This is a genomic window from Leptolyngbya sp. PL-A3 (assembly GCF_039962325.1).
Classification (GTDB): domain Bacteria; phylum Cyanobacteriota; class Cyanobacteriia; order Elainellales; family Elainellaceae; genus Vacuolonema.
Genome location: NZ_JAMPLB010000002.1, coordinates 324844 through 341085, shown reverse-complemented (window position 1 = coordinate 341085; position 16242 = coordinate 324844). Strand labels below are relative to the sequence as shown.

General features: G+C 52.3%; 12 protein-coding genes. 5 read left to right on the top strand and 7 right to left on the bottom strand.

Annotated elements, in window-relative coordinates:
* Positions 1-162: 162 nt before the first annotated feature.
* The 5 genes from NDI52_RS03175 to recA all read right to left on the bottom strand — a co-directional run bounded on the left by NDI52_RS03175 (position 163) and on the right by recA (position 6215).
* Positions 163-1404: a hypothetical protein gene (locus NDI52_RS03175; protein WP_206754923.1), complete on the bottom strand. Its 1242-nt coding sequence runs from the start codon at positions 1402-1404 to the stop codon at positions 163-165.
* A gap of 430 nt (positions 1405-1834) precedes the next feature.
* Positions 1835-2755, bottom strand: a complete 921-nt coding sequence (gene hetR / locus NDI52_RS03170) for a heterocyst differentiation master regulator HetR (RefSeq protein ID WP_190775127.1) — start codon at positions 2753-2755, stop codon at positions 1835-1837.
* Positions 2756-3084: 329 nt separating this feature from the next.
* Positions 3085-3285 carry a hypothetical protein gene (locus NDI52_RS03165; RefSeq protein ID WP_190775128.1) on the bottom strand — a complete coding sequence of 67 codons (201 nt, stop codon included), beginning with the start codon at positions 3283-3285 and terminating at the stop codon, positions 3085-3087.
* A 56-nt stretch (positions 3286-3341) separates the two neighbouring features.
* Positions 3342-5126: an FAD-dependent oxidoreductase gene (locus tag NDI52_RS03160; RefSeq protein ID WP_190775129.1), complete on the bottom strand. Its 1785-nt coding sequence runs from the start codon at positions 5124-5126 to the stop codon at positions 3342-3344.
* A 9-nt stretch (positions 5127-5135) separates the two neighbouring features.
* Complete coding sequence (gene recA, locus NDI52_RS03155; RefSeq protein ID WP_190775130.1) at positions 5136-6215, bottom strand: recombinase RecA; 1080 nt, start codon at positions 6213-6215, stop codon at positions 5136-5138.
* Positions 6216-6618: 403 nt separating this feature from the next.
* Here recA and xseA point away from each other — a divergent pair, with 403 nt between their 5' ends.
* The 4 genes from xseA (at position 6619) to NDI52_RS03135 (ending at position 10404) form a co-directional block, all read left to right on the top strand.
* Positions 6619-7860: an exodeoxyribonuclease VII large subunit gene (gene xseA, locus NDI52_RS03150; RefSeq protein WP_190775131.1), complete on the top strand. Its 1242-nt coding sequence runs from the start codon at positions 6619-6621 to the stop codon at positions 7858-7860.
* A 172-nt stretch (positions 7861-8032) separates the two neighbouring features.
* Entirely contained in the window at positions 8033-8278 is a 246-nt protein-coding gene (xseB, locus tag NDI52_RS03145; RefSeq protein WP_190775132.1) for an exodeoxyribonuclease VII small subunit, read from the top strand.
* Positions 8279-8411: 133 nt separating this feature from the next.
* On the top strand, positions 8412-8954 hold the full coding sequence (gene pyrR / locus NDI52_RS03140; RefSeq protein ID WP_190775133.1) for a bifunctional pyr operon transcriptional regulator/uracil phosphoribosyltransferase PyrR: 543 nt from the start codon (positions 8412-8414) through the stop codon (positions 8952-8954).
* Positions 8955-9030: 76 nt separating this feature from the next.
* A complete protein-coding gene (locus NDI52_RS03135; protein ID WP_190775134.1) occupies positions 9031-10404 on the top strand; it encodes a folylpolyglutamate synthase/dihydrofolate synthase family protein in 1374 nt (457 codons plus the stop codon).
* Between the two features lie 91 nt (positions 10405-10495).
* Here NDI52_RS03135 and NDI52_RS03130 read toward each other — a convergent pair whose 3' ends face one another.
* Positions 10496-12283: a hypothetical protein gene (locus tag NDI52_RS03130; RefSeq protein ID WP_190775135.1), complete on the bottom strand. Its 1788-nt coding sequence runs from the start codon at positions 12281-12283 to the stop codon at positions 10496-10498.
* Positions 12284-12783: 500 nt separating this feature from the next.
* A complete protein-coding gene (locus NDI52_RS03125; protein ID WP_190775136.1) occupies positions 12784-14643 on the bottom strand; it encodes an ATP-binding protein in 1860 nt (619 codons plus the stop codon).
* A 527-nt stretch (positions 14644-15170) separates the two neighbouring features.
* On the opposite strand from NDI52_RS03125, the gene glpX reads away from it, so the two are divergent.
* Positions 15171-16211 (top strand): class II fructose-bisphosphatase, encoded by a 1041-nt coding sequence (glpX, locus tag NDI52_RS03120; RefSeq protein ID WP_190775137.1) that lies wholly within the window; start codon positions 15171-15173, stop codon positions 16209-16211.
* The last annotated feature ends 31 nt before the right edge of the window (positions 16212-16242 follow it).

Here is a 16242-nt window from a genome sequence, read left to right as displayed (position 1 = left end):
GAGTGCCGCGCGTCGTGCGGCACTCGAAAAAGCTCATTGTTGCGTGCGCTTCGCGCACGCAACAATGAGCTTTTGGGCTTATCCCGAATTGAGGTTAGCTAATGGCCTGTCCAGATTTTGATAATGTCCCGACTGTTCCAGGTTTGAAACACAATCAGGTATCTAAGGAGCAGCTGTTTCTGCTTCTACTAGAATTCGCCAGGGAATGCTGGGATCAGTCGCGAGATACTCGGCCACGGCTCGTGCCCCATTTCGATTCAGGTGGCTGGGATCTTGGAAGTAGCGAGGTTGAGTATCCCACTGACGGCTCAAATCTCGATAGACAAAGCCGCCCTGAGTCGCCAACTGTTGCATGTGCTGACGAAATTGTTGCTCGCGCGTCAGGCGAAAGTTGTCAAAATGATCTCGGTGGAGGGGCAGGCTGACAAAGACCAGAGGGATCCGCTGACGGCTGAGATAGCGAGCGAGTGCCAGAGTTGCGTCTGTTTGTACCCCTGCCAATTGGAAGGGTGAATAGTTGTTGTCGTACTGTCCTGCCACCCGAGGGAAGCGCTGAAAATAAGTAGCCGGATTATACTCATCTGGGACAGCGTTAAAACCTTTGTCCGTTAACTCCAGAACAGTCGGTTGAGACAGAGTGGCAGTGAGCGTTCGGGTGACCGGAAAATCCTTCCCTTGAAGCAAGCCGGGTAATACGCAGGGCAAAGGCAAAGCAGCTTCACTGGTCATCGCCATGGGAGCCGTCTCAACACAGCGATTATCCTGATTCTCATGAACTGCCACGGGGGGTAGCACGGGGATAGGGCGATCGCCTGCCATCACCTGTCGGTAACCAGGAGACGTTGCAATCCCGTTAAAGGTTAGATCTTCTCGGGCACTGTTAAAGGCGCGGGAGCCGTCGGCCCAAATTATCAGGCGGGGTAACTGCTCAGGGGCCAGCAACTGGCGCACCATAAAATCGACAGCCTGAGCCGTGGCACCATTGATGCTGAAATTGTACACATCAACGTGCGTGAGCCCCTGTGCCACCAGCGCTTGTTGTAAAACAGCTGGATCTACACCCTGCAATGCCCGTGAACTGCCAACAACCAGCACATCTGGCGGCCCATTGGAGAGCACATAATTGCCATAGAGATAAAGCTGCTGGTCTAACAACTCACTATTAAATGTAGGAAAGTCGGGCAAAAAAACACCGGGGCCAGCGGGCAGAATTTGAGTTTCAGCCGTGGCTACCTGGCCGTAATGTCCAGCGCTCAAGTTCATCAGCATGTTGGGCAGTAGGGCAATGGCGATCGCCCCCGGCAAGAGCGACCCCAAATACCAGGGATTGAGATGAGCCGCCTGTTTTGCCTGTTTGTGGGGGGCTGACTTGCTGCGCTTCTTTCTTGTCCAACCCTGCATCATCTGTCAACGTCCATTTAGCTGGCTGTACCGTTAATAGGATATAGCAAGGGTCTGAGATCAAATCCGCCATGTTTTGAGACCAATTAGAACTTCCAGAGGCCCACCATATTTAGAGCATCTATTACTGCGTAGTGCGCTTTGCACACCACGCCATAATAAATGCGTCAGTCTGAACGAATATTGAATACCAGCAGTTCTCATTATGACCTTCAAAGCCAAGATTGCGCGCCCGTCGGGCGCGCAATCTTGGCTTTGAAGGCCGAACGCTTGCCTTCGGCAAGCGGTTTTCGGGCCTAATTCCATACTGAGAATTGCTGATTGAATACATGTGGCATTAGCATAAAGGCCCCGCATCCGTAAAACGAAGCAGAGCCTATAAACAGCCCTTTACTGTTAAAACAAAATGGCAGGTCAGCCCCAAGGCGTCAGGCTAAACGATACCCGGCTCGTCATCCTTAGGCCCAACGGCCATTTGAACAACAAAGGTTGTGGTATCGCCGCCTGTCTGATGGTAGCGATCGGCCCATTGCCGCAGCACCTCATCCAGTTCTTCTAAGGCCTGATCGACCCGCTCTGGTGGAATGTCTAACGTTTCTAACATTCGTACCACTTGAGGTTGGCGATCAGCCCAGTCCTTCATCAAGCGGAAGTAGCGGGCTGTATCTTCCACCATGATGTAGGTGCGTTCTTCATCATCCTGGGGAGAATAAGACGCACGGGTGAGCGCATAGAACGGCATTCCCCATGGCGAATCGATTCGCATGATGGTGCCGGAGTAAAGCAAGCGCCGCTTAATGTGTTCCGCCAGCGCCTCACTCATGGGCAAACGCCGCTCCTCAGGCAGGTCCTCCTGAGAACGTGCATGCAGAAACTCAATAATGTCCATTAACTGGAAGGACGTGATGAGCTGCGCATCGGGAATAATTGGCGGCAACTTCGATTCCAGTTGACGTTTTTCATCCGAGGTCAGACTCGTCCCTGCAATCCGCGATCGCCCCGGTTGCCAGGGATATTGCTGTGTCCAAATATAAGGCAACTGAATGAGATAACCCGGTTCTTGAGAACCCAGCATCTTCAGCAGTTTGCCCTCGGTCAGTGCCTGCCGCACCTCTTCTACAATAACCTTCACCCGCTTTGGCTCAATATGATGCAGGTGGCCTGTCATTCGCAGGTTTTGCTCCTGCTCCAGATAGGTCATGTAGATGGCGCACTTGGCAGCAGTCGCAGCAGCATCTAGAAAAGCTCCATGGCGATGGCCGCTGGTTCGCATCGCGCTAAACGCCAGATAGAGCATGATCTGATCCATTGCACTGGGACCAAGCCGCTTGATCAGATCCAAATCTCTGGTCATTTCAACAAACTCAATCTACGTCGAAGTGTGCAAAACCGTCAGAACTCTGCCATTAGCACCCAAATAGGCAGGTAGCATGAAAATAATGCTAGTTTAGACTATTTTGGAAGCTTCACAACCATTTCTCAGGTATCAGCTCAAGTCTCTGGGTTTGATAGAAGCGGCTGAGGGCTAGATTGACGAATTGTTCTTAGAATGCCCTCTTTACTTGGAAAAACATCGAGCCAGGGGAAAAACCTGTGCATCTAAAGGGGTTGGAAACTGCGCTGCTTCCTCTCCATCAGGCTTCAAACGAAACGCATCCGATATCCGTCAAGTTCGCAATTTACTTAAGCGCTGCAGTTGGGCAGTTCACACCGTCCGCTGCCCCGATGGAAGAATTGCACATGCAACGGGATGGTTGTGGAATGCTGCTTTTCATAGGTCGGATAGGATGGTACACTTGCGCTGGGGCTAGTCATAGCAGGAGCAATCTGGCCAGTAAAAGGCAGCAGAGAAGCTGTCGCAAGCGTAAGAATTGAGATAAGCATGGAAGGGAATCCGTGTTGGGTTTTCTATTCCCTGTTACATGCGTTATGAAATCGAATCAGGACGTTACGTTTAATTTATTGAGATATTCCACTCGAATCCAATTACCATAGAGGTTTGCTTTTCCGTAGACGGTGATGAGCTGCTCGTCTTGTAGCTGACGCAGTTGTTGCTCAACGTCAGGAAACAGAGTCACCAAAGCTGGAGGCTCCGTATTTTTGCCGAGAAGATTGCCTCGTAAACGGTAGCTTTCCTCTGAATGACGCGAAAAATGACCTGTCATTTTCCATGCTTCTGGTGGAGCGGTAGCAGATTCTATTGAGCAGGCTGCGATTCCATTCGTTGGGTATTTTTCTGGATAGTTGAGAAAAAGTTCTTGCTGCGATCGCCACTCCTCATGCCCCAATGTGGGATGCAGGAGGGGAATCACTGCCGCCGGAGCGGTGGGCTCTGCCAGGAGAGCCCGCTGCAACAAAGATACAGGGAGATCGCGGGGCTGGCACTGTTGCTCAATACAAAGAGCGGCTGCCATACCAGCTGCCTGACCAATCCCTAACACTAGCGGTTGTAAACGGGTTGCCCCATTCGCCATGTGGGAAACCGAAATGTTTTTATCGCAGACTAATAACCCATTAAGTGTCAGCGGAACCAGGCTGCGGTAGGGAATGGCAAAGGGTGTCCCCGTCCAGCGACCACCCCAGCGCATTGATTTGGGGTGGAAGGGAATAGCATGGTTCGGGTAGTGGTGGTCATTGGGGTAGTTACCGACGGCGATCGCCTCAACGATTCCCTCAGGAGTCAGCGGCAGCGGGGCAACATTTCCTCCAGAAATCGGCAGAATATCTTGCTCCCGTACCGTCGTTAGCCCAACCAGTCGTCGGCTTTCCCGGAAGTAGGGATGGAGAGCAAAGGCACCACCGCCAGGAGTTCCAGGGATTTGTGGAAATGTATCGGATGCCAGGCCATAGCGATCGCCCAAATTTTGCTGAATGAAGCGAGCAAATTGCTGGCTGTACTGCTGAGCATCCTGAAAAAATTCTTGCCGAGCAGAGGCAGAGGTGACGAGACGATCGCAACCCTCGCCGTAGTCATTGCCTTTCTGGGGCCAGTTGATCATGAAGCGATCGCCTGGCAAACGGCCATAATTCAAAAATGTCTCAGCCCCATATCCATCCCAGGCTCCCTGAAAATCATCCATGACGTCTCCCGGTAAACCAGGGAGAATGTCAGGAGCTCCATGGGAGCCAAAATCCCGTAAAACCACAACCCATGTAGGAGCTTGCACCGGATAGCGAACCATCCAATCTTCTAGCACTGGAGGAGCACTGGGCTCACCCAACTCTGACTGCAACTCCCAGCCCCAGCGGTAAGGTATCTCTGCCAGGGCAAGCAGATCCCCTAACTCGGTGCCATCCAAAATGATGTCGGCTTCAATGAAGTAGTCTTCAAAACGAACAGCGGAAAGGCGATCGCCCGTCCGCTGTACGTCAAGAGGCACCTGCCCCTGAATCCAATGTAAGTTGGGCAGTGCTACTACCCAATTGGCAAAGATTGCGGCTCCAAGACGCGGCTCATAGGTAAAGAAGCTAACCCAGCCATTGTCTAAACCACCTGGCTGTCGCCGTTCTAATTCCTGGACAAAGGTTCCCCAAATGCCGGTCTGCAAAGCTTGTAGCTCATTGCCATCCGGAGCACTCACCCCTGCTGATGTCAGCATCCCCCCTAGCCAGGAAAACTCACTGACTAGAATTGTTTGTGCGCCTCGGCGGGCGGCTTGGAGAGCAGCTGCTGTACCCCCCGTGCCGCCGCCGACAACCAGTACCTCTGTCTTGAGCCGTTCCATGGAAAGACGTTATTCTTCGTCTTCCAGCATATCCTCGTCGTCGCCATCATCAGCGCTTGCCCCGACTGACATGGCCGAAACGACCGCGCCCATCGCCAGCTTCTCACGCACCTTGTTGGCAACTTCTTCTGCCACTTCAGGTTTCTCTTTCATGTACTTGATGGCGTTATCACGACCCTGGCTGATGTTTTCGCCGTTATAGCTATACCAGGCACCTTTACGCACCAGTACGCCCGTCTCTTCAGCCAGGTCTACGATACAACCGAGGGTGGAAATACCTTCCCCAAAGATCACATCAAACTCGGCAATCCGGAAGGGAGGAGCCACTTTGTTCTTGGCAACTTTGACCTTTGCCCGAATTCCGAACTCTTCGTTGCCCTTTTTGAGGGTTTGAATCCGGCGGATATCCAGACGAACGGAGGCGTAGAACTTGAGGGCATTACCACCCGTTGTGGTTTCAGGGTTACCGTAGGTCACCCCAATTTTTAGACGGAGCTGGTTCAGGAAGATAACGCTACAGCCAGTCTTACCGATGTTGCCGGTAATTTTCCGAAGGGCCTGGCTCATCAGACGGGCCTGCAGACCCACGTGAGAGTCGCCCATTTCCCCTTCGATTTCAGCGCGGGGAACCAGTGCAGCGACGGAGTCTACAACCACAATGTCTACTGCGGTCGATCGCACCAGTTGATCCACAATCTCCAGCGCGGCTTCCCCTGTATCAGGTTGGGAAACGAGAAGATTGGCGATATCAACTCCCAGAGCTGCAGCGTAGGCGGGGTCGAGGGCATGCTCTGCGTCTACGAAAGCAGCAATACCACCAGTCTTTTGGACTTCGGCGATCGCATGCAATGCCAGGGTTGTCTTACCCGAACTCTCTGGGCCATAAATCTCAATTACTCGCCCCTTCGGCAACCCACCGCCCAGGGCAAGATCTAACGTAAGAGCACCCGTAGGCACAGTTTCCACCTTCATTCGGGTGGCATCGCCCAGGCGCATGATAGTGCCTTTGCCAAAATTACGCTCAATCTGGTTCATGACCATATTGAGCGCCTTTTCCTTTTCCGAAGTTGCGTCAGTCGCTTTTGCCATGGGTGCCTCAAAACAGGACTAGTGCGGTGAGATGCGGACAGGGTGCAGCCAAAATTAAGGGAAGTCTGGAGGGCAATCAGGCAAGCCTGCTGCTGTGTTTTATCACTCTATAGAAATCCCACCAGAATACAAGGTAACTTTTTCGGACGTTGCTGGCTCTCTCTGAAGATATTGGCGGTTGCCCAACTGTTTGACTAGCTTACAGAACTCCATTATAAAATACAACTGTACTATTCGACCAACTTCAGATCATTCTTCTTGAGTTCTCGCAGAATTTTAGATTTTACGCCCGGTTTCTGGCCTTGAAGATGAAGTAGATTTGGTATCTCGGAAGATGGGGAAGCCAGCAATACTAAAATTCTGATTGGTACATCTTTAGGTTTTATTCACACTCCTCCCTTTAATGTTTCAGGATTCTTCTGATCTGCTCACCGTGGATTCTGTGCTGTCGGTCGCTGGGCTGACGGCCTATCTGCAAATGCTTCTAGAAGAAGATCCGCACTTGCAGCAGGTGTGGGTTACGGGTGAGGTGTCGAGCACGAATGCTCATCGGAGCGGACTTTTCTTTACCCTGCAAGATCCGGACAGCGGCGCATCTATCAATTGTGTCGTTTGGAAAAGTGGGCTCGATCGCCTGGTTTGCCGACCTGAGCCAGGAACCAGCCTGGTTGTGTTAGGACGAATTGCCCTTTATCCTCAGCGGGGCTCGTATCAACTCACCGTATGGCAGGCACTCCCAGCTGGGGAGGGGTTGCGAGCACTGCGCTATCGGCAATTGCGCAGTCGGCTGGAGGCAGAAGGATTATTTGATGTGGAGCGGAAGCGATCGCTTCCCCCACACCCCCATACGTTAGCTGTTGTCACGTCGCCTCAGGCGGCTGCCTGGGGTGATATTCAACGTACACTAAACCATCGTTATCCCGGTTTGACCGTACTGCTGTCTCCTGCCATTGTGCAGGGAGAGCAAGCTCCAGCGTCGATTGTGCGAGCCATTCAGCGAGTCGAGCAGGACGGGCGAGCCCAGGTGCTTATCTTGTCGCGCGGCGGGGGTGCCGTTGAGGATCTGGCCTGCTTTAATGACGAGCGAGTGGTACGTGCGGTGGCAGAATGTTCTATTCCAGTCGTGGCAGGAATTGGGCACCAGCGGGATGAATCGCTGGCCGATCTGGCAGCTGACGTGTGCGCCCATACTCCTACAGCCGCCGCAGAGTTGACCGTTCCCCGTTGGATTGATGTGTATGAAGCCCATCAGGAAAGAATTGTGGCGCTGCAACAAGCGACAGAGCAATATTTTGACTATCAGGCTGACCGGTTGGATGGGTTGCGCGATCGCCTGGAACGGCTACGTCTGGATCATCGGCTGCATCAGCAACAACAGACGCTAGCGTGGTTACGCCAGCGTCTGCTCCATAGCACTCGCCATCTGTTGCATCAGGAAGTACAACGTTGTCAGCTGTTGCGGCAAACTTTGCAAACCCTTGATCCTGCAGCCGTTTTGCAGCGCGGGTATGCGGTGGTGCGCCAGGAGAATAGAGCGATCGTGCGATCGGTTCAAGATGTGGCAGTGGATGAAGTTTTGGAGATTCAACTGGGGGATGGTACGGTTCGGGTTCAGGCGATCGAAAAGTTGCCAGGCTCTGTTTGATGGGGATGAAAGCTTGAATGTGATGATGGTTTGCGGATAGGTTTTGCCGGAAGAGTTTAGTATCGGGGGATGGGATTAGACGGGGCTGGAGGAGCGCTCGGCTCAGTGTTGAACCCCAAGAGGTCTGTGGTTTTGCGCTCAATTGCAATGTTGATTCGGATGGAAAGAACTTATGGCAAGGCGTTCTAAATCTTCAGAAACAGCAACCGATCTGAATTGGCGATATGAGGCATCTATCAGTGAGGTAGAGCGAATTATTCAGGCGATCGAAGGTGGCGATCTGGATTTGGCCGAGGTGTTTGAGCAATTTGCCACAGCAGTCCAGCACTTGAACCAATGCGAAACCTTTTTGGGCCAACAGCAGCAGCAAATGGCGGTACTGATTGAGACGTTGCAGGACGGAGCGGAGGATTTCTGAGGTGATTCACACCTAAATCCAAAGTTCGTCGCCGCTTCTGAGTGACAAACTTTGAGTTCGGGTGGGATGGACATTTCCCCAGGTCTGGCGTCAGAATAAGGGCTGCCCTTCGCAGCACAACGGGAGTTCTACTGTGCCCTCCGAAGTTGTTGAAATCCTCTCGGCTGATGAAGTTCGCCGTACTGTGACCCGATTGGCGTCGCAAATTATTGAACGGGCTGGGGATAACCTATCCCAGGTCACTTTGATGGGGATTTTTACCCGGGGCGTTCCCCTGGCAGAAGTGCTGGCGCGACAGATTGAAGCGTTGGAAGGGGTGAGCCTTCCCGTAGGGCATCTGGATATTACCTTTTACCGGGATGACCTGGATCAGATTGATGTACGAACGCCAGAGAAGACGGAGATTTTATTCGATTTGTCTGGCAAAACTGTCGTGCTGGTCGACGATGTGATCTACAAAGGGCGTACCATTCGGGCTGCGCTGAATGCTGTGAATGACTACGGGCGACCCGCAACCATCTGGCTGGCAGTGTTGGTGGATCGAGGGCATCGGGAAGTGCCCATTCACCCAGATTTTGTCGGCAAGAAGCTGCCGACGGCCCGGGACGAAATCGTCAAAGTGTTTTTGCAAGAGACTGATGGGCGGGACGGGGTTGAATTGCTAACGCGCTCCTGATTTGCTCGCCTTCGATTAATCATTCGTTGTTGAGGAAGGGTTATAGAGCGCTTCCTCTAAATTAATGGAGACTGTCATGAATCCTTCGGACGCGGATGTTCCGCTACCTCAAGCGATCGCCCAATCGTCTGCTGTCGATACTCTCCTCAATGCATTCACGCATTTTGGCGTGGAATTAGGCCTGGAGCGGATTGAACGCTTACTGACCGCCCTTGGAAATCCTCAACGTCGGGTTCCAGTGATCCATGTAGCGGGAAGCAATGGAAAAGGCTCCGTATGCGCATATCTATCAGCTGTGTTGACCCATGCAGGCTATCGGGTAGGCCGTTATACGTCACCGCATCTGGTGGATTGGACAGAGCGCATTTGCTTAAACGAGCGGGCGATCGCTCCCGAAACCCTGACCACTCTTTTAGAACAGGTGATCGCGGCAATTGATCCAGCCCATTCTTCCCCAACCCAATTCGAGATCATTACGGCTGCGGCCTGGCTCTACTTCGCCCAAGAGCAGGTGGATGTAGCGGTGATGGAAGTGGGCCTGGGAGGGCGTCTGGATGCAACTAACGTGTGCGATCGCCCCCTGGTCAGCGTTATCACCTCCCTCAGCCGAGAACACTGGCAACGCCTGGGGCCAACCCTGGCAGATATTACCCGTGAAAAGGCCGGCATCCTGAAGGCAGGCTGCCCGGCAGTTATTGCCCCTCAACCCGAGGAGGCGATGGCGGTGTTAAGGTCGCGCTCAGCAGAGTTGGCCTGTTCAGTCACGTGGGTGGAGCCTTCTATCGCGATCGGTGAAGGATGGGCACTTTGGAACGGTGCCGGGGATGCTAGCCCGGAGGGATTACCAGGGTTAAAGTATCAAGTGCCGCTGGGAGGTGGGCACCAATTGATCAATTCGGCGGTGGCGATCGCCGCTCTCCGGCTCCTACAGAAACAGGGCTGGGCATTGGATGACCTGCACATTTTAGAAGGGCTGGCGAAAACTCGCTGGCCCGGACGGATGCAGTGGATACAGTGGAGCGCTGATGGTTCCTTGAAGAATCAGCGTCCGTTGCTCATAGATGGTGCGCATAATCCGGCAGGAGCCGAGATGTTGCGGCGGTATGTGGATGGAGCGGCCCTTTCGCGCCCCCTATCCTGGGTCATGGGGATGATTGCCAACAAGGATCATGGGGATGTGTTTCGGGCATTGTTGCGGGAAAACGATTCTTGTTCTGAAACGATGGGCGATCGCCTACATCTTGTTCCCGTTCCCGATCACATTACGGCTGATGTTGGGGAACTGACGGCGCTGGCTAAACAAATTTGCCCAGACGTAGACTGCACCGCCCATCCGGATGTATTTTCGGGTCTGGAAGCTGCCTATGCTAACAACCCAGATGGGACGGTTATCTTGTGTGGCTCGTTGTACTTGATTGGGGATTTTTTCAAGCGCGCAGGTATTCATTAGACGTCCTACGTAAACCGTTGCGTGGCTTCGCCACGCAACGGTTTACGCCCTGAAAAATCGATTCATGCCGGAAGCCTTGTCAAAACAGGCCCTAGGGAGGCGGTGCCCATTGCCCCTGGTTGACTAACCGCACATCGGTGCCCGTCAGGTTGGTATGGAATGTCCAGAGAGGCTCCCCCCAATCCGTACTATTCGTCTGGGGTCCTAAAAACTGCACCGCCCAGCCGGGGCGAATATCTGTGCCACAACTAATGGCATCCTCTGCCGTATTCAAGCAGCGGTCGAATAACCGTGCATCAACCCAATGCAAGTGAAGGGAGGAAGCAGACACCCCAGTTTGCTGAGCAGCCGCAGCGAGAATGCGTTGTTGCACCGCTTCCGGAATGCTTTGCTGCCCATCGGGTTGCACTGCCCAGCTTTGCGGGTCGGTTCCCTGAAGGATGTAGTAAACCAGGCGAAATGGATTTTGCGCTGTACCCCCTGCCACTACCATGCGCCAACCTGAACGGGTTATGTTTGGGCAAATCCCTCGAAACGGCCGGGTTGGACCAGAACCTCCCTGGCATTCATTCCAGGTGACAGGTTCAATAGAGTCAACCCCAAAGTCTAATTCTCCAGTAGTTTCGGAATTAGAGTCAGAGACAAGTTCTGTTGTCGTCAGCCGTTCCCAGGCATCTCGCACAACTGCATTGGCAAGGGGAACGGGCAAAGTACCCAGGGCGGCGCGATCGCCCTCACCAAAATAGGCAAACGCATCCTCAACATCAATCGGTTGGCCCAGGGTGGAAATGGGAATAATCCGTTCGCCCCTATTTCCAGCTACCAACACCCGCCAGGCCAAAGCTAGAGGCGGAGAGGGACAAAATCCTTCATCAGGGCATGCGGTAGCAGGGAGTAAGGAGACTTCCTGCACAGCGGAGACTTGCACTTGGGACAGTGGAATTTGGAGCGCTGTAGCGAGTTGCGATCGCTCCGAATCCGTCAAACTAGCCGCCGCATTCATCACTGCCCACCGTTGCCGATCGGCGTAGTAAACCCGTGTGATGCGTTGTTGAATACTGGGAAATTCTCCACTGACCTCAACCCGCCATCCCTCATGCGACTGCGGTTCACAGGGGCCATAGGAGAAGCGCCCCTGGGGTAAGTCGGGCAGGCAATCCTTCCAGGCCACGCGTGCAGAACGGACGATGCGAATATTGGCGAGACGGTTCTGATAATCACGCTGAAAGCTCCGTCGAACCGAGTTCGCAACAGGGCGGGGAAGCGATCGTCGTCGGGGGCGTGTCGTTGTAGTCCCCTCTACCTCCTGAGGCGGCTCCACCGGTTGTTGCGCTTGAGTAGAAATGTTTTCATAGAGCTGTTCTAGCTGCTGCACGAGAGGATTAGAAACATCAATTTGCGTGTTACAACCCCGCAATTCCTCAACAAGCCCATGGACATGTAGAGTATAAATGGCCTCTCGTCCATCCACAGCCACCTGGCAAAGCGGATAAACAGCCCCATTTACGGGTGTTCCGGCGTTGCGAATCGCCCTTATATCGGACTGAGCTATGCGTTCCCGCAGAGATTCTAGTTCGGCTTCGGTCAGATGGCCCGTCACGGGAGTCGTCTGGTGGGTGGTGTAGCGGTAGGTGCCATCCACAAAAATTACGACCTCTGAGAAGCAGCCCGGTTGGATGCATCGCCCCCCTTCCCGACGAATAGAGACCAGCGTTGCGGGAGCATCGCTGCTGGCCAAGGCAGGAGAGGGCGTAATCGACAGACCCAGGAAAGACTCGATCAGGTGGGCACTCTTAGTAGAGGCGATCGGCTGTACCGTTCCAATGGAAATTGCCACCCATATCCCTAATACTCCATAAATCAGTCGTCGAAGCCGCATGGCCGTGCATCCTTCTAGAAAATAGCGAACCTACTGCTAAGGTACTCACTGACGATAGATCAGCGATAGGAGTTTCATTTTTTGCAACCCCTTTAACCCCCTTAGTTCTATGCAATTGAAAAGTAGATTTTTCATGCTTGAACAGCATGAAAAATCTACTTTTTCTACCCCTTATCAAATAGCTTCCAATATGGATTATGAGAGACATTTGCATCTGCCATAATCCCCACAAGCTACCTGATACTATCAGGACATTATTGAATTTAGTTCAAGGGCCCATGTCAGCAGCAATTATCATTATGAGCTTCAAATCAAACAGGACTTACGCAAGCCCGCTATCTGTAGTGCATTTGTGTTGTGAGTGGGGTGCTTCGCACCCCACTCACAACACAAATGCGTAAGTCCTATCAAAATGAGAAGCTAATCAAGATAGTTAATGTAAAAGAGGGTTTGAAATGTTTATTATGGTCTTTCAAGAGATAAGTATTTCAAACACCTCTTTAAGTTGTTTGGGCTTTTTTGCGAACTTTTGAGGCCGTTGATTGTGACGACTGAATTGGCTGTTGAATAGGCAGGGAAACGACAAATCGAGTTCCTTCCCCAATAACAGAATGGCACTCAATCCTACCGTGGTGTTTGGTCTCGATGATGTCTTTGGTAATCGAAAGCCCTAATCCGGTGCCGACCCCTACAGGCTTAGATGTATAGAAGGCATCAAAGATCCGAGATAGCCGCTCAGTGGGTATACCACAGCCATTGTCAGATATCGTTACCTGTATCTCCTCCAGGCTGGAACGGGTTAAATGAATACGAACCGTTGGTGCCCAGGCAGACAGCGCGGTGCCTCCTCTTTCCGTCTCAACGGGCTGTTTTTCCTCCAGAGCATCTAGAGCGTTCACCATGAGGTTCATAAAGACCTGGTACAGGAGCCCGCTATAACCCTGCACCAGAGGCACCTCGTCATATTGGCGCTCAATTGTAATTCCCCGCTTGATACGATTGTTCAGGATTAGCAGTGTACTATCCAGACACTCGGGCAAATTTACTGGATGGGTTCCTTCCTCATCCATCCGGGAAAAGTTTTTGAGGCTCAAGACGATCTGTCGAGTGCGATCGGCCCCAATTTGCATGGAAGTGAGGAGTTTGGGTAAATCCTGAGACAAGAATTCCAAATCAATAGCCTCGGCCAATTCCACCACCTTAGGATCCGGATTAGGAACTGTAGCTTCATAGGTCTTCACCAGCTTCATCAAATCGTTGATGTACTCACTGGCATGAATCAAATTCCCATACATAAAATTGACCGGGTTGTTAATTTCATGGGCAACCCCGGCCAGCATACGGCCCAAACTGGACATCTTCTCGGCTTGCAACAACTGCTCCTGCTGAAGACGTCGCTGCTCTTCGGCAGCAGCCTTTTGATCTTTCAGTAAGTCTTTGACCCGCTGAATTAATTTATTCAGAGAATGCGCTAAAACACCCACTTCGTCCGTAGCGGTAACGGGTGCTCGCAAATCAAAGTCAGCGTCTTCAGTAACCCGACGGGCCACGTTAGTTACGGCACGGAGAGGACTGGCGATCGCCCGGCTCGTATAGGTGGCAAAAAAGATTGCCAGTAACCCCGACAATGCCATGCTGACAAACAAAATTTGCTGCCGCAGTTGCTCAGCCCGTAATACATCCTCCTCAGCCTGTTGTTCCAGACGCTGGGTAATCGTGACCAACTCATTCAATTGAGACGAGAACTCATCTAAACGTTGCGCCGATGAGCTTTGGGTGAAAGCGTCTAGTTCTGCCTCAATCGTTGCCGACGTGGCCTCGGAGGAGGGAGAGAACCGTTGGTTCATCAACTCATTGAGGTGATTCAGGTAGTCAGATGCGATGGGAAGCTTTGTAATCAAATACTCAGCGACTTCCGCTCCCCGCCCCCAAAACTCTGGATTTTTTTGGATATCCTCCATGGTTTTGCGAAAATCTGCCAGAAGAATTTCGGCCCGATCCAGCCGCATATTCGCCATGGAATATTGAAAGGGGAGTTCTTGAGGATCCTGCACCAATCGCATGAGCCGCTGCTCATTGGTACGAACCTCTAGCAAAGCAATTTGGAGATCGTCGATGAGTTTTTCTGCTTGATGAAAGGTCTCTCGGTGTTCAGTGGCTCGATGCTGAATTTGATTTCCGACAATAGAACCAAGGACGGTTCCTAACGTAGCAATGCCCAGGGCGATCGCATAGCCAATCCCAATTTTGGTTCCGATATTGAGGCGACTAATGAGGGGACGAGATTGGGCGATCGCTGTTTTGAGAGAGCTAATACTGGTTGCAGGCTCTCCAGCCTTTGGAGTCGATGGGTTAGACATAATCGCAGGACGTCAGGAAGAAAGTGTGGATAAACCCAACAACAACCCAGAATTTAGTGAGGTTATAGCTTTATAAATTGCTACAACCCATAACATACCCAGGCAACAACCGAAAGTATCGATAACTCTTTACACCCCAATCACTTCATTTTCAGCGATCTTTCACGTTCTTGCCGTAGGAGTAGGCGCCCAAGTGCTCTGTCACTTCTTGAAGGATAAGCAGCCCACGACTTCACGCACAAAAACACTTAGTTTTGTCGGGCCCTGTGGCAAAGTCATGTAGCACGACGAGATGGCTCAGACTCCGTGTATTGAACAACCTGTACTTCTTTTTGTGAGAGTGATAGCTTAGCCGCCACTCTCACAAAAAGAAGTACAGGTTAGTTTATGGATGCCCTTTCAAACTCCAGCGATCGCAGCAGCTCAGATCTGATGTGACTGTTGATCCCCTCAGTCTGGTAAACTTTTAGACTGAACCGATGTCTGTGGAATGACGCAAAATCAGCCGTTTTGGGAGGGTATCTCAGGTGGAAGCAACACTGGGTTTAGAAATCATTGAAGTCGTTGAGCAGGCTGCGATTGCCTCAGCCCGTTGGATGGGTAAGGGCGACAAAAACACCGCAGACCAGGTCGCCGTGGAAGCCATGCGGAAGCGCATGAACCAGATTCACATGCGGGGTCGCATCGTAATCGGGGAAGGGGAGCGCGATGAAGCCCCCATGCTCTACATCGGTGAAGAAGTGGGTATTTGCACCCGCGAAGATGCTAAAGATTACTGCAACCCCGATGAGTTACTGGAAATCGACATCGCCGTAGACCCTTGCGAAGGCACCAACCTTTGCGCTTACGGTCAACCCGGTTCGATGGCCGTACTGGCAATTTCTGAGAAGGGTGGTTTGTTCAACGCTCCCGACTTTTACATGAACAAGCTGGCAGCTCCCCCTGCCGCTAAGGGTAAAGTCGACATTCGCAAGAGCGCCACTGAAAACCTGAAGATTTTGTCCGAGTGCCTAGACCGCTCCATTGATGAGCTAGTTGTAGTGGTAATGAAGCGCGATCGCCATGACGAGCTGATCAAAGAAATTCGGGAAGCGGGTGCTCGTGTTCGTCTGATCACCGACGGTGACGTATCTGCGGCCATCTCCTGCGGCTTCGCTGGTACCAACATCCATGCTCTGATGGGTATCGGTGCGGCTCCCGAGGGCGTCATTTCTGCAGCAGCTATGCGCTGTCTCGGTGGCCACTTCCAGGGTCAATTGGTGAGCGACCCAGCTGTTGTGAAAACTAAGGAATGGGCGAACAAAACCAAAGAAGAAAACGTCGCCCGTCTGAAGGAAATGAACATCACCGATCCTGACAAGGTTTACGAGTGCGAAGAACTCGCCTCCGGCCAAACGGTGCTGTTTGCGGCTTGCGGTATCACCTCTGGCACCCTGATGGAAGGAGTTCGCTTCTTCCACGGTGGCTCTCGGACCCAGAGCCTGGTTATTTCCAGCCAGTCTAAGACCGCTCGGTTCGTTGACACCATTCACCTGAATGAAGCTCCCAAGTACATTCAGCTGAAGTAAACGTTCCTGAGATGTGTGCGGCACTTTTCGC